The organism is Blautia sp. RTP21359st1_E11_RTP21359_211015 (assembly GCF_040910705.1).
Lineage (GTDB): Bacteria > Bacillota > Clostridia > Lachnospirales > Lachnospiraceae > Blautia_A > Blautia_A fusiformis.
Window position 1 is genome coordinate 107,832 of record NZ_JBDGAB010000001.1, and the last position, 14,451, is coordinate 122,282.

Sequence of the window (14,451 nt, forward strand, 5' to 3'; positions counted from 1 at the left end):
CAACTGTACTATCATCTTCTTCCATCCAGACTATACTGTCGGCCCCGGAATCTCACCGGATCATACCTTTCGGCTCGCGGGCTCTACCGCCGGTAGGGAATCACACCCTGCCCTGAAGATATCTTTTTGTTTATTTTAATACTTTATCTGTCATTTGTAAAGCGGAATTTTTATTTTACTCATTCCATGCGGAATATTATCATTGAACGGTAACGAAACTAATCACTAATCCGCATACTATACTCATCTTTTTTTGTATATAACCAATTCAGGATTTTCACCGTCTTTCTCATATGTACATATCATAATAAAATCCATATTTGCCAGAATACCGAAGTATCTGTCCCCTCCGAATTCAGATTCCATTTGATTTCCCAGATAAGTTTTCTGGTCATCCAGAAATTTCACTTTTTGTCCATTTGGCAGTGCATATTCCAGATTTACATATTTACCTACAAGTGCATTCAGTCTGTCTACCCTTGGAAGTCCATCTATATGTAAATCATTTATTTCATTTATCAATTGCATTTTAAACTCTTCAAACTGCCCATTGTCACTAAGTTCATCATACCTTTTCCAGTAATCTAACTTTGGAAGCATTTCTTTCAGATAAGTGCGTGCCTGTTCTTCGGTAAAGCTTTCATTTACCATATTCTTTACACAAACATCAATCAATTCATCCATATCATTATATGTGTATGTTCCATCTGCATAGCACCACTTACAATACTCCTCATTTAATGTGCCATCCTTATCACGTCCCAATATGGAATCATCATCAATTGACATCCCGCAGCACTGACAGATCAGCTTTCTGGGTTCTCCCAAAAGCGTATTGATCGATACATCAAATTCTTTCGATAAGAGCTTAAGTGTATCAGTATTCGGAACGGTATCTCCATTTTCCCAGCGTGATACAGCCTGTCTCGTTACCATGATTTTATCTGCCAGCTCGTCCTGTGACATTCCTCTTTCCGTTCTAAGTTTTAAGATTACATTTTTTGTTTCCATAGCCGTCACCTCCATTATCCTATTATAAAGATAGATCCATGTTCTGAAAAGCAACTTCCTGTTACTATAGTCTATCCATATTTTATAATGTAGTATATGAAGTGGATAATATAAGAAAAACCCTTGAAAATACTGGATTTTCAAGGGTTTTATGGATCTTATTAAAGATCTGCAGATATCAGATTATTTACCCATCTGCTTTGCAACTTCCTCAGCGAAGTTCTCTTCTTTTTTCTCAAGACCATCGCCTGTCTCGTAGCGAACGAAGCCTTTGATCTGGATCTTAGCGCCGTTCTCTTTTGCTACCTGCTCTACGTATTTAGCAACGGACTGTTTTCCGTCCTCTGCTTTTACGTATGTCTGGTCAAGAAGACAGATCTCTTTGAGCTCTTTCTTAATACGTCCTGTGATCATTCCCTCGATAACCTTAGCCGGTTTCTGGGACTCCTTCGGGTCGTTCTGAATCTGAGCCATAAGGATCTCTTTCTCATGCTCGATATAGTCAGCGCTTACTTCCTTGTCGCTTGTGTACTGCGGTTTCAGAGCTGCGATCTGCATAGCTACGTTCTTAGCCATCTCTTTAACAGCATCGTTAACAACATCTGTCTCAACGTCTACAAGAACGCCGATCTTTCCACCCATATGAGTGTAGGAAGCGATGAATCCGTTCTGCTCCTCAACCTGAGCAAATCTACGGATGTTCATGTTCTCGCCGATTACTGCGATCTGAGCTGCAAGAGCCTCTTTTACAGTCTTAGTTGTATCAAGTGCCCATGCCTCAGCAAGGAAAGCATCGATATCAGCTGCTGTTGTGTTAAGTGCCTGTGCTGCAACATCTGCAACATAGCTCTGGAATTTTTCGTTCTTTGCAACGAAGTCTGTCTCAGCATTAACCTCAACAACGACTGCTTTCTTTCCATCCTCTGTTACTAGAGTTTTGCAAAGACCCTCTGCTGCAATACGGCTTGCTTTCTTCTGTGCTGTAGCAAGACCCTTCTCACGCAGGAACTCAACTGCTTTATCCATATCACCATCTGTAGATGTAAGAGCTTTCTTACAATCCATCATTCCGGCGCCGGTCATCTCTCTTAACTCTTTTACCTGTGCTGCTGTAATAGCCATTGTTCGTTTCCTCCTGAAATATTCTGTTTATACGAATTATTCCTCTGTAGCTGCAAACTCCTCAGACTCAGCCTCGATCTCGCCATCTGCCTCAGCAGTTCCCTGCTTAGCCTCGATAACAGCGTCAGCCATCTTGGAAACGATGAGTTTTACTGCACGGATAGCATCGTCATTTCCCGGGATCACATAGTCAAGCTCTTCCGGATCACAGTTAGTATCGCAGATACCGATAAGCGGGATTCCAAGTGTATGAGCCTCCTGTACGCAGATTCTCTCTTTCTTAGGATCTACGATAAAGATAGCATCCGGGATTCTCTTCATCTCTTTGATTCCGCCAAGGTTCTTCTGAAGCTTAACAAGCTCTTTGCGAAGCTCGATAACTTCTTTCTTAGGAAGTACGTCGAATGTTCCGTCAGCTTCCATTGTCTCGATCTCTTTCAGTCTTGCGATACGGCTCTGGATTGTCTTGAAGTTTGTAAGCATACCACCAAGCCATCTCTCATTTACGAAGAACTCTCCACAACGCTCTGCCTCTGTACGGATAGCATCCTGAGCCTGTTTCTTAGTTCCTACGAAAAGGATGTGTCCACCGTTGGCAACGATATCTGCTACTGCATTGTAAGCATCGTCAACCATTCCTACAGACTGCTGAAGATCGATGATATAGATACCATTTCTCTCTGTGTAGATGTACGGAGCCATTTTAGGGTTCCATCTTCTTGTCTGATGTCCGAAATGAACACCTGCCTCTAAAAGCTGCTTCATTGAAATAACGCTCATGTCTTTTCTCCTTTTTGGTTAAATTCTTCCGCACAGGTCGCCTTCTCTCTGGACCCATCCTCACACCGTAGGGCACCATCCTTATAGAATCGCCGTGCGTGCTTATTTTTGCAACTTCTGAATTATAGCATAGAAAATCCCCTTATGTAAAGGGGATTTTTCCAATTTTTTTCTGTTTTTCAGCGGTTTCCGGCAGACTTCAGAAGCTCCAGCTCTTTTTCGGTGAGCGAACGATATTTTCCTGTCGGAAGATCTGAAGGAAGCGCCAGCGGCCCCATGGATAGTCTTTTCAAATAAGTTACTTTTTTTCCCAGTGCCTCCATCATCCGTTTTACCTGATGGAATTTTCCCTCGTGGATGGTAAGTCGGATCTCAGATTCCCAGTTCTTACCGGCTTCTGCAGATTCTGTGCCGGACTCCCAGGTAGAAAGGATCTCCAGCCTTGCCGGTCGTGTGAGATCTTTTTCCCCGATATCCACGCCTTCTGCCAGCTTCACGACATCTTCTTCTGTCACTTTCCCGGATACTTTTGCATAGTAGGTCTTATCCACATGCTTTTTCGGAGAAAGAAGCTCGTGTGCCAGAGGACCGTCATCTGTGATCAGAAGAAAGCCTTCTGTATCTTTATCCAAGCGTCCCACCGGAAAAAGACCCTTTCTTCTGTCTTTCTCTTCAATGTAGTCGAGAACCGTTTTATCTCTGAAGTCCTCCGTTGCGCTGACACAGCCTGCCGGCTTGTTAAAAAGATAGTATACATATTCCGGTGCAGCATGGAGCTCCTGCCCGTTCATAACCACCTGATCTTCTTCTGTTACCTTCAGCTCCGGTTTCTTCACAGATTTCCCGTTAACCTGCACCTGACCCTTCTGTATGTATTTTTTTACCTCGCTTCTTGTACCTGCGCCGGCATCTGCCAGAAATTTATCCAGCCGGACTGGTTTTTCCATTAATCATTTACCTCCCATTCTGTTACATGGGCTGCCTTTGCATCTGCTCTGATAAAATCCGGGATCTCACCGACAAATGTCATATAAAGTCCGGAATCCCCGCCGGTGCTCTCTTGTCCTTCCAGAACCACTTCCATTGTGGCATCTGCATTCCAGATAGTCCATCCGTTTACCAGCTGTGATGGACGGATACATTTTTTCAGGGCTTCCAGCTGTTCCTTTTTATCGTAACGGACTTTATAACCGTTCTCTGTTTCTTCAAGATCCGAAATGGGCTCAGTGTCGGAAAAAGCTTCTTCATCTTCGCCGGCAGCTTCGGAGCTGAAGTAATAAACATCAATATACTCAACAGACAGCTCATCCATAGAAAGAGGATATCCTGTTTCTTCCAAAATTGCAAGTGTTCTCTTATATGACGGATACACCAGAACGGAGGTGGACACATTCTCTCCTTCCTGCACAGCCGGTACATTCATTCCCCATTCATCCATGTAGCCTTCTGACGGAATTCCCGTATAATCGAACATCAGCATTGCACATGGCTGGTCTTTTACTGTCTGACCGCCGTTTTCCAGAATGTCCTTTCTCAGTGCCTCTGCCAGCGCCTGACGCTTCTCTGCATTTTTTTCAAATAAGGAATGAATATCTCCGTCACAGAAAACACCGGTGACCTCTTTCAGATACTGTTTGTCCAGCTGAAAAAATGAATATCTGTCTTCTTTCCATGTCTGCTCATCATACAGGGCTTCCATAAGGTTCTGCGCCTGTGCAGAAGATACACTATAGCTTCTGCAGACACTGAACCCTTGTTTATTTATGTAGCGTACATACATACGCCTTCCGGATCTTTTTTCTTTTTCATTCTGAAGCTTGATATCCTTCAGACTGTTGTACAATGCTTTACTCTTCATCACCGGCTGATCCAGCAGACCGGAACTATTGTCTGATGTAGCAGTATACCGGATCTTATAGATTCCGTCTTCTTTCTTTTCCACATTGCAAAGCTGCTCTGTATATGAGAGATTGCATACATTTACCACAACTCCCTGAAGATTGTCATAAGCCGGAAAATAACTGTCATATCCCAGGAGATCCATTTTCATGGTCAGCGCACAGATTGCCACAACACCTCCAAGGATCATAAGCTGCACTTTTCTGCGGAAAAATCTGCGAAAATCCATTTCATAGATCACTTCCAGAATTCCATGGACCAGGATCGTTCCCAGTATCATTCCGAAGATCCACCATGCTGTTTTGGATGAATCTTCCGGAATCATATAAAAGATCAGACCGATCCCCAGTCCGGATGGTATTGTGATCAGGGCACTTAAGACCGGCTCCATCCAGGTATATACCAGAGCTTTTCCGGTATTCTCTGACCTTCGTCTGCAAAATGCCATCCAGGAAAGTGCTGCCATGATAAACAGCGTGAGGATTAGTATCAGCAACTGCTTTCCAAAGCTTCCGCTGCTGTATCTATCTATAAAGCTTACGATCACCATAAGAGGAGATCCCAGATTCCGCACTGCTGCCAGAATTCCGTAACTGCCCTCGTACCAGGTATCAAAAAATAAATGTCCGCTTAACTGCAGCATCACTGCCAGAACGATACTGTAGGTAAACACCCCTGCCCATGCAAGTGCTCCCATCAACATGGTACCGGTGCAGGCGATCACCAGCACTGTGGAAAAATACACCAGAAGATACATCAGGAGATGGAGCACCAGCAGGATCAGTGCCTTTTTCATAATGGAAAGGCTGTAATATCCTCTGGCTGCCCCGATGCATACCGCAGCAAATTCCATGATCACATATGGCACCAGATAATAAAGAACAGCCAACAATACTCTGTGCAGAAACAGTGCACTTCGCTTTACCGGAAGGCTGTGATAGAAATCCACTTTTCTCGGGGAATACAGATACCAGAAGCCGCTTACTGCTGCAAAAAATGCGGTTACCGCAGCCACAGCTGCTCCCATTGTGAGAAAGTCACTGCTCCACAGGCTGGAATACAGATAAGAAAGCTGACTCTGAGTATAACTGCGCTCATTCCATTTTCCCATCAGAATAAGTTCCGCTACCGGAAATGCAAGGAGAAATGCGATCATGGCAAATGCCGGGATCCATCTTTGTCCTTTAGAAGAGGATTTCATATACTCACTGGAATAAATTTTTGACTTCATAGCCTGCCACCTCCGTTTCGCTGATAAATATTTCTTCCAGAGTCAGTGGGAGCACTTCGCAGAAAAGAGGATTTTTTGCCTGTATCTTCTCCATGATCTCTCTTCTTGTTCCCCTTGCAGTAATAAGCAGCAGGGAGCCCTGATGCTCTGTTTTTAAAATATCCAGCTCTTTCTTTAATTCTTCTTCTTTCTTTTTGTCAGTAAGTACACACTGGATCTTATGGATGTGGAATTTCATATCCTCCAGATCTCTGGAAAGGAGAATTCCTCCCTGATGAAGAAGCCCGATGTGATCGCAGATATCTTCCAGCTCACGGAGATTATGGGAAGCGATCACCGGCGTAAATTCACGACTCATGATCTCCGATGCAAAAATACTTTTTACTGCCTGGCGCATTACCGGGTCCAGGCCATCAAAGGTTTCATCACAAAACAGATATTTCGTTCCTGTACTGATTCCCAGGATCACCAGAAGCTGTTTCTTCATTCCCTTGGAAAAAGTACTGATTTTTCGTTTTCCATCCAGATGAAACTGCTTCATCATTGTCTCAAAACGCGCCTGCTGAAATCCCGGATAAATACAACGGTAAAATTCTGCCATGTCCAGAGCATTGTAATTTGCCGGAATATATGCATCGTCCGGGATGTAGAAAAAATGCTCTTTGATCCTTTCATTTTCAAAAACCGGTTCTTCATCCATCAGCACCTCTCCTCTGTCCTGACGGATGATCCCGGCCATGATACGGAGCAGAGTACTTTTTCCCGCACCGTTGGAGCCGATCAGTCCAAAAACCTCCCGTTCCCCGATATCCATGGTGACCTTATTTACTGCCTGTATCTTACCAAAAGCTTTGCTGCAGTTTTTTATCTCAATCATTGTTTCCCTCCTTATAGCATAAGCGGATCACACCGATCATTTCTTCCTCCCCTACTCCCAGAGCCATTCCCTTTTCTGTGATCTTTTTCAGCTCACTTAAGGTTTCTTCCATACCGATCTGCCTGATCCTGCTGCTGTCTGTGACAAAACTGCCTTTTCCCTTCACCGGACAGATCAGCCCCTGCTGCTCCAGTTCCATATATGCCCGCTGGATGGTATTGGGATTGATGGATAATTCCACGGCCAGCTGCCGCACAGACGGCATCTTGGAAGATGGCTCCACAGCTCCTGACAGGATCAGCATCCGGAATTTCTCTACGATCTGCTCGTAAATGGGACGTCTGTCCTGATAGTCCAAGAATAACATACGACGCTCCTTTCTCTGTAATCTGTGTATTAAGTGTATTAATTCTTTTAATACACTTATGATAGCACATGATACAAAGGTACGCAAGAAATGGTCTCTTAAATAAATATAAAATCTATATAAATTTACCGGCAGCAAAAGATTCCGGCATATTTTTATAAAAAAATCTGTAATGGCATCCTTATACTATGATTCCACTACAGATTCTCTGTAAAGCAAATATTCATCTATCACTCTGCCTGATCCAGTAGCAGGCAGACATTCGTGTTCCATATTGGATCAGACAGCCCGGTAGCCACGTTTTTCTCCCCGGCGTGCAAAATACTGATATCCTCCAATCATCGTTGCCGCAAAAACACCATAGATCATCAGAAGGCTTCCTGCTCCGGCTTTTTCCACCAGAGTCTGGGCGTATTCACTGAAAATAAGTATCCAGGTATTGGCTCCGATGTGCATCAGCACACTGGTCCACTTATTACCGCCCATCTCCAGAAACCACGCAAAAATCCCTCCCAGAACAAACGCATACACAGCCTGCAGGACATTTCCGTGATAAATTCCGAAAAACGCCGCAGAGATCACAGCGGAAAACAGTACAGAAAAGTGATCCCGAAGTCGCAGATAGATCAGCCAGCGAAAGATCATTTCTTCTGCAACAGGCGCTATGATCCCCATCCAGAAGATCATCATAAACAAACTCTTTCCTGAGGTAATCTTCGTCATCGTCTCTCCATAGCTGGATGAGATCCAGTTCTGCAGGATCGCCACCAGCACATTGGCATACTGGGCAAATCCGGCTCCAGCAGCAAGAAGAAGCAGCATTTCAGGAATAGATAGCCTTTGTTCCTCAACGGAAGTCAAACCGCCGATCAGCCTTCCTATACGATCCTTCCGGTAAAAATATACTGCCGGAAACATAACCAGCACTCCGGTAAGTCCGGTGATCACCAGCGTATAACTATAGTACCTTTCCTGTGCGTTGCCGACATGCCCTGCCAGCCAGAGAAGCACGGCGCTTCCGAGGATCTGTCCGATAAGATAATGGATTCCTGCCGGATAAAGCTCCCTCCACACTATTTGAAAAATATTCTGTCTGTGCAGAGGGGTCAGACGAAAAAATTCAGAAGTTCATCTGCGGAAGCTACGATCTGAAGAGGCTGTGCCTTTTCCAGTTCTTCTCTGCTTCCATATCCGTAAGATACAGCCACACACTGGATCCCGCATCGTCTGGCTCCGAAAATGTCATGTTCTCTGTCACCCACCATGATCACCTGGTCACGGTGGTCAGAAAGGCTCATTCTTTCCAGAGCTTCCTCGATCACCTGAGATTTGGTTACTTTCGGTCCATTGAGGTCCGTCCCGGCGATCACCTCAAAATACCGGCTCAAATTAAAATGGTCCATGATCTGTGTTACGTAAAAGGTCGGTTTCGCAGACGCCACAGCCAGTCTGTAACCACGACGTTTCAGTTCTGCCAGAGTGTTTTCCACACCGGGATAAACGGTGTTCTCATACATTCCTTTTTCTGAATACCGCTCTCTGTAATATTCAATTCCCTTCTGTGCTGTCTCTTTATCAAATCCCGCATACTTCATAAACTGTTCCAGAAGCGGCGGACCCACAAAAACCTTCAATGGCTCCAGCTCCGGTGCCGAAACTCCAAGCTTCTCCAGTGCATACTGTACAGATTTCGTAATCCCCTCTCCGGATTCTGTCAGTGTTCCGTCCAGATCAAAAAAGATTGCCTTATACATAAATTCCTCCTGTTGTATAAAATAATCAGTAAGTATGCCTATTGTATCACTGTTTTTCTGGTAAGTCCATGGTTTCATAGTACAGCTTCCCGGATTTCACAAAACCCATGAGTTCTGCTTTCCAGGGATTTCTGCTTTTTTTCGGTAATTCCGCCAGAAGCTTTTTTCCTTGCCAGTAAAAATCACATTCTTTTCCATTGATCCGAAATGAAAGGATCTGGAACGGAATATCCGGACTGATCTCTATCCGGATCCTGTTACCGTCTGTTTTCATTCGGATCACCGGTTTTTGCTCTTTTTCTTTTTTCCTATCCGACGTTCCTGTTGGTTCTGTCCGATAGTAAGATAATGCCGGATTTTGCTTCTTCTCCCTCTTTGATGCATCTGTCACTGACTTTCGAACTGGTTTTTGAGTCAACGTTACAGATGGACTTGCTGTCACTGTCTGTATAGGGATCGGTTGTTCAGTCAGTATTGGCAGTTTTGTTGGTATCGGCGTTTCCGTCAGTTTTTCCGCAGGTGTATCAGCTATTTCTACTTCTGCCGCAGTATTTCCATTTTCCATAAAGCTTTCTTCCTGAGAACGTACCTCATCTGTCTGAAAATCTAAATTCCATTGTGCAGACTCCTCCTGATCATTCTCTGATTCTGCCCAGGCAGCGGAATACTCCTCAGTATTTCCTTCTTCTCTGTTCCAATTACTATCATCACTTCCTTCTCCTGCATAGCTTTCTTCCCAGTCTTCCGGCAGCTGTCCGGTTCCTTCTCCCACATTCATATCAAATCCGCCGGTATCAAAACTATCCATTCCTGACACATCAAATCCATAGACAGCAATGGAAGGGATCATCCAGCTGCATAAGACCAGCAGAAACAAAATAATAAAGCAGGCTTTCCTACTAGGAATTTTCATTTCTTTTGGTTTTTTCTGATCACTTTCTCTTCTTTTTCTCATTGATCTCCTCCCAAAGCTGCAGATTTCTGCTTTCACTGTCATCCAGTAATTCCGCTTTTTCTTTCTCTTTATAATCTTCCCACAGCTTTCTGCTGGCCTCTTTCTGACCGGTCCGAATAAGAAACATCCCATATTCCCCGTAGGCCACAGGATATTCTGCATCATACAGAAGAAGATTTTCATAATATAAAGCCGCTTTTTCCGGTTCACACAAAAGCTCCGCATTCCATGCCAGCAATAGCTCAATACGACGCTGCTGTTCTTTTTCCCCATAATTTCTACTTAACCTCTGGAGTCTCTTTTCCGCTGCCATACAGCACTTTTCCCGATCTTTTGAGTCTTCCGGATACTGTCTGGCTTCGTAATACAAATCTGTTACTTCTGAGATCGCCACAGAAAATTCTTCCGTTTTCAGCAATCCTGCTATCAAGATCAGTGTTCCTATCAGAATCCCTGCAGCTGCCGCTTCCAGAAATCGTTTTCTCCAAGTGATCATCCGATATCTGTTTTCCAGCTTTTGGATTTTCTTCTGAACCACTGACATATCCGAATATCTGTATTTTTCCTGTTTTCTGGTACATCGGAACAGAAGCCAGAAAAAATCCGGATATAAAATCCACTGCCATTTCTTTTTTCCGCAAAGCTTTTCCAGGGTCTTCCCAAGAGCATAAATATCACTTCCCGGTCTTAAGTAGCCCTGATACTGCTCCGGCGCCGCATAGCCTTTCGTTCCTTCACAGATCTGTTTTCTTTTTCCATGATCGAACATGGCACTTCCAAGATCTATCAGATACAGATGCCCGGTTTCAGAAAACATAAGATTATCCGGTTTCAGGTCCCCGTAACAGACCGGTGGCTTCCGACTGTGAAGATATTCCAATACTCTGGCAATCTCCTTTCCCAGAGCAAGGATTTCCCGTAAAGAAAACCGTTTTCCTGAACGGAGAAGTTCTCCCAGCGACTGACCCTTGATATATTCCATGATCAGATAACAGTACTCCCCTGTTTCCACATAATCGATAATCTTCGGTATTGCAGGATATTCCAGATGCTGCATGAGTCTGGCTTCTTTTTTCTTTGCGATCGGTATCTCTTTCACTGCACGGCAGATACCAAGCTCCATATCTTTTGCCAGATAAAGGCTTCCACCTCCGCCATGTCCAATTTGTTCTACAATGCAATAACGTTCTTTCAGAACATTTCCGATCAGACAGATCACCTTCCTCTCATTTCTGTCAGACAATATTTATAATTACGTTTCTTATTGATTTGGGATAATCCGGTGAATTCCGGTTTGAAAAAAAACAGATAACTTATAGTCAGGCAGAAATTCGTGATCTGCCCTCGTTTAGGATAAGTCCTATTATAGCACGTCCTGTTCTTTTTGCAAAGAACTTTCTATATAAAAAAGTCCGCCGAATATAGCAGACAAAAATGTCTCTTTATCCGGCGGTCTGTCATTATTCATAGTGTTTGTATCTGCAAAACTATACCTTACATACGATCCGGTGCAGAGAATCCAAGAAGATCGATGCTTGTCTCAAGCACTCTTCTTGTAAGCTGGAGCAGCTGAAGGAAGGATTCCTTCTGTGCCTGATCCTCTTCGCTTAAGATCTTGGTCTCATGGTAAAAGCTGTTAAATGCATTGGATACCTCATAGATATATGCACAGATCTTATGTGGTGCTTTTTCTTCAAAAGCGTTCTCAACCATTGCCGCAAAGCCGGAAAGCTGAAGCATCAGGTTCTTCTCACTGGCATTGACTGCCGGAAGGATTTTACCTGTACTTAAATCTCCTCCCTCCTGTACATAACGGTTCAGGATCGACTTAATACGAACGATAGTATAAAGGATATACGGACCTGTATTTCCCTCAAAGGATGTAAAGCGGTCAACATCAAAGATGTAATCCTTGGTCGCCTGGTTAGAAAGATCTCCGTATTTGATCGCAGAAAGTCCTACGATCTTGGCAGTATCCTTTGCATCTTTATCTTTTACACTGCGATTCTCCACGATCTTACGATACATTTCCTCATCAATATCTGCGATCAGGTTCTCCAGACGCATAACACCGCCTTCTCTTGTCTTAAACGGTTTACCGTCTTTTCCATTCATGGTACCGAAACCAAGGAAGGAAAGCTTGGTCTCCGGATTTACAAGACCGGTTTTTCTTGCGCAGCGGAATACCTGGATAAAATGCAGCTCCTGACGCTTGTCAACAACATAAAGGATCTCATCCGGCTGAAAGAGTTTCATACGCTCTACGATAGTAGCAAGGTCTGTGGTCGTATAGAGAGAAGCTCCGTCTGATTTCAGAAGCATACATGGAGGGATCTCCTTGGTATCACTCTCTTCTTTTACATCTACAACAAGAGCACCCTGGTCCTCATAGGCAAATCCTCGCTTCTTCATGTCTTCTACCATATCCGGGATGTACGGCTGTGCATCGGATTCTTTTTTCCAGAGGTCAAAATCTACGTTCAGGTTCGCGTAGTTTCTCTTCAGATCAGTTACAGATACATTCATGATGTGGTTCCAGAGAGCCATGTATCCGGGTTTACCCTGCTGAAGAAGGTGGGTTGCCTCCAGTGCCTCATTACGGTAAGCCTCATCCTCTTTGGACTTCCCACTGGCACATGGATAGATCTCTTCCAGCTCGCTGATGGTAAACGGTGCTTCTGCCGGATATTCACCGGTAAAGCTGTCATCAAAATATACCAGCTCCGGTTTCCGGTGTTTCAGCTCGGTGATGATCAGTCCCATCTGAAGGCCCCAGTCTCCAAGATGTACATCACCGATCACCTTATGTCCTACAAAACGTCCGATACGCTTGATGCTCTCACCGATGATCGCAGAACGGAGATGTCCTACGTGAAGCGGCTTGGCAACGTTTGGTCCGCCATAGTCGATAATGATCGTCTTCGGATTCTTGGCAGTCTCAACAGAAAGCTTCTCGTCCTCTGCCATCTTATTCATGTATTCTGCAACAAATTCCGGTTTCACATCCAGGTTGATAAATCCAGGCTTTACAACTTCTGCTCTGGAAAAGATCCGGCTGTCTGACAGCTGTGCTACCACATCATCAGCGATCATAAACGGTGCCTTGTGATATGCTTTGGCTCCTGCCATAGCACCGTTACACTGATACTCACATAAGTCCGGTCTGTTGGAAACAGTAACTTTTCCGTAAGACGGATCATAACCTGCTTTTTCAAATGCTGCGGAAAGTTCTTCCGCCATCTGTTCCATAATCTTCTTCATGTTTCAAACTCCTCATATCTTTGTTTCTGTATTTTATGCTTATAATGTCACTTTTCTTGAACATGCGACTGCAAGGGCACCATAACCGATATGGCAGGCAACACTTAAGGAAAGGGGATCCATATGTATCTCCATTCCCGGAAATACCTCCTGGATCTCTTTTTTAAATTCTTCTGCTTCTTCCAGATTTCCTGTATAAGCAGCCTGAAGACACATCTCACCGTCAGATGCGTATTCCTTAAAACGTGTTTCCCAATCATTCTTCATTGCCTTCAGCATGGCACGTTTGGCCTGCTTCTTGCCACGGACCTTGGCGTAGGCATCCAGCTTCTCTCCCTGGATCTGAAGTACAGGCTTCAGGTTCAGAACCGTTCCGATAGCTGCTGCTGCCGGTGTGATCCTGCCACCTTTTTTCAGATATTTCAGGGTGTCAAGTGTGATATAAATACTGGAATCGAGTTTCTGATCTGTAAGGATCTTCTTGATCTCTGCAGCACTTTTTCCTGCCTCGGCAAGCATCTTAGCATCCATTACAGACTGTCTCTGTGTTACGGAAATCCGCTGATTGTCCACTACCTGAACACGACCATTATAATCAATAGCAAGTCCCATTGCAGTAGAACAGGATGCACTCAGTCCGCTTGACATCGGAATATGAACGATTTCCTCATAATCTCTCAGAAGCTTGTCCCACAGATCACAGAGATCAGCCGGACTTGGCTGAGATGTGGAGATCGGTTCATCCTTCTTAAGCTTCTCATAAAACTCTTCCTGTGTGAGAGTTACACCTTCAAGATACATTTTTTCATTAATATAAAACGGCATCGGTATCACATAAACGCCAAGCTCTTCGGCCTGTGCCTGTGTGATACCGCTGTTGCTGTCTGTTACAATGGCAATTTTGCCCATTCTTTTCTCTCCTCCTGGTCTGTTATCTCACAGTTCAAAGAATTAATGCATCAGCCCCTGATGAACTAATTCTTTGAACTGCTGTAGAAAGCCATGATGTTAGTGTATCATATTTTTTTCTATATCACAATTGGAAATTTTCTGTGACCTTCGCTCACAAAAAACACCTCGCGGAATATTACCAGTGAACAGTAACCGCAAACAGTAACTAAAAAAAACAGCTGCCATACAAATATTTATGCACAGCAGCTGTCACACTATTTATCAAAAATATCCTTATCTATT

General features: G+C 44.1%; 13 protein-coding genes and 1 riboswitch. All 13 genes read right to left on the reverse strand.

Annotated elements, in window-relative coordinates:
• Window positions 1-9 precede the first annotated feature (9 nt).
• Window positions 10-124: riboswitch (FMN riboswitch) on the reverse strand.
• 119 nt (window positions 125-243) lie between these two features.
• Window positions 244-1,011, reverse strand: coding sequence for a zinc ribbon domain-containing protein (locus AB5026_RS00510; RefSeq protein ID WP_368212595.1), 768 nt, complete (start codon window positions 1,009-1,011; stop codon window positions 244-246).
• A 183-nt stretch (window positions 1,012-1,194) separates the two neighbouring features.
• Window positions 1,195-2,133, reverse strand: a complete 939-nt coding sequence (gene tsf / locus AB5026_RS00515) for a translation elongation factor Ts (protein ID WP_110102467.1) — start codon at window positions 2,131-2,133, stop codon at window positions 1,195-1,197.
• 36 nt (window positions 2,134-2,169) lie between these two features.
• Window positions 2,170-2,913 (reverse strand): 30S ribosomal protein S2, encoded by a 744-nt coding sequence (gene rpsB / locus AB5026_RS00520; protein WP_044960678.1) that lies wholly within the window; start codon window positions 2,911-2,913, stop codon window positions 2,170-2,172.
• Between the two features lie 179 nt (window positions 2,914-3,092).
• Entirely contained in the window at window positions 3,093-3,860 is a 768-nt protein-coding gene (locus AB5026_RS00525) for a pseudouridine synthase (RefSeq protein ID WP_110102466.1), read from the reverse strand.
• Window positions 3,860-6,043, reverse strand: coding sequence for a DUF6449 domain-containing protein (locus AB5026_RS00530; protein WP_368212596.1), 2,184 nt, complete (start codon window positions 6,041-6,043; stop codon window positions 3,860-3,862). The genes AB5026_RS00525 and AB5026_RS00530 overlap by 1 nt, the downstream gene beginning before the upstream one ends.
• On the reverse strand, window positions 6,018-6,920 hold the full coding sequence (locus AB5026_RS00535; protein ID WP_173722391.1) for an ABC transporter ATP-binding protein: 903 nt from the start codon (window positions 6,918-6,920) through the stop codon (window positions 6,018-6,020). The genes AB5026_RS00530 and AB5026_RS00535 overlap by 26 nt, the downstream gene beginning before the upstream one ends.
• Window positions 6,913-7,287, reverse strand: a complete 375-nt coding sequence (locus AB5026_RS00540; RefSeq protein ID WP_015524662.1) for a GntR family transcriptional regulator — start codon at window positions 7,285-7,287, stop codon at window positions 6,913-6,915. Before AB5026_RS00540 ends, AB5026_RS00535 begins: the two co-directional genes overlap by 8 nt.
• A gap of 279 nt (window positions 7,288-7,566) precedes the next feature.
• On the reverse strand, window positions 7,567-8,361 hold the full coding sequence (locus AB5026_RS00545) for a CPBP family intramembrane glutamic endopeptidase (protein WP_242872534.1): 795 nt from the start codon (window positions 8,359-8,361) through the stop codon (window positions 7,567-7,569).
• A gap of 32 nt (window positions 8,362-8,393) precedes the next feature.
• Window positions 8,394-9,041, reverse strand: a complete 648-nt coding sequence (locus AB5026_RS00550) for an HAD family hydrolase (protein WP_015524661.1) — start codon at window positions 9,039-9,041, stop codon at window positions 8,394-8,396.
• 46 nt (window positions 9,042-9,087) lie between these two features.
• The gene (locus AB5026_RS00555) at window positions 9,088-9,996 is read right to left on the reverse strand and encodes a hypothetical protein (protein WP_015524660.1); all 909 of its coding nucleotides are present in this window, start codon (window positions 9,994-9,996) and stop codon (window positions 9,088-9,090) included.
• On the reverse strand, window positions 9,974-11,239 hold the full coding sequence (locus tag AB5026_RS00560) for a serine/threonine protein kinase (RefSeq protein ID WP_368212597.1): 1,266 nt from the start codon (window positions 11,237-11,239) through the stop codon (window positions 9,974-9,976). Before AB5026_RS00560 ends, AB5026_RS00555 begins: the two co-directional genes overlap by 23 nt.
• A gap of 251 nt (window positions 11,240-11,490) precedes the next feature.
• Window positions 11,491-13,257 (reverse strand): arginine--tRNA ligase, encoded by a 1,767-nt coding sequence (gene argS / locus AB5026_RS00565; protein ID WP_059085563.1) that lies wholly within the window; start codon window positions 13,255-13,257, stop codon window positions 11,491-11,493.
• 39 nt (window positions 13,258-13,296) lie between these two features.
• A complete protein-coding gene (locus AB5026_RS00570; protein WP_015524658.1) occupies window positions 13,297-14,166 on the reverse strand; it encodes a DegV family protein in 870 nt (289 codons plus the stop codon).
• Between the last annotated feature and the right edge of the window lie 285 nt (window positions 14,167-14,451).

What these genes read in the sequence shown, in the direction of transcription:
- AB5026_RS00510 (WP_368212595.1), bottom strand. Translation starts at nt 1,011, where the DNA reads ATGGAAACAAAAAATGTAATCTTAAAACTTAGAACGGAAAGAGGAATG.
- tsf (WP_110102467.1), bottom strand. Translation starts at nt 2,133, where the DNA reads ATGGCTATTACAGCAGCACAGGTAAAAGAGTTAAGAGAGATGACCGGC.
- rpsB (WP_044960678.1), bottom strand. Translation starts at nt 2,913, where the DNA reads ATGAGCGTTATTTCAATGAAGCAGCTTTTAGAGGCAGGTGTTCATTTC.
- AB5026_RS00525 (WP_110102466.1), bottom strand. Translation starts at nt 3,860, where the DNA reads ATGGAAAAACCAGTCCGGCTGGATAAATTTCTGGCAGATGCCGGCGCA.
- AB5026_RS00530 (WP_368212596.1), bottom strand. Translation starts at nt 6,043, where the DNA reads ATGAAGTCAAAAATTTATTCCAGTGAGTATATGAAATCCTCTTCTAAA.
- AB5026_RS00535 (WP_173722391.1), bottom strand. Translation starts at nt 6,920, where the DNA reads ATGATTGAGATAAAAAACTGCAGCAAAGCTTTTGGTAAGATACAGGCA.
- AB5026_RS00540 (WP_015524662.1), bottom strand. Translation starts at nt 7,287, where the DNA reads ATGTTATTCTTGGACTATCAGGACAGACGTCCCATTTACGAGCAGATC.
- AB5026_RS00550 (WP_015524661.1), bottom strand. Translation starts at nt 9,041, where the DNA reads ATGTATAAGGCAATCTTTTTTGATCTGGACGGAACACTGACAGAATCC.
- AB5026_RS00555 (WP_015524660.1), bottom strand. Translation starts at nt 9,996, where the DNA reads ATGAGAAAAAGAAGAGAAAGTGATCAGAAAAAACCAAAAGAAATGAAA.
- argS (WP_059085563.1), bottom strand. Translation starts at nt 13,257, where the DNA reads ATGAAGAAGATTATGGAACAGATGGCGGAAGAACTTTCCGCAGCATTT.
- AB5026_RS00570 (WP_015524658.1), bottom strand. Translation starts at nt 14,166, where the DNA reads ATGGGCAAAATTGCCATTGTAACAGACAGCAACAGCGGTATCACACAG.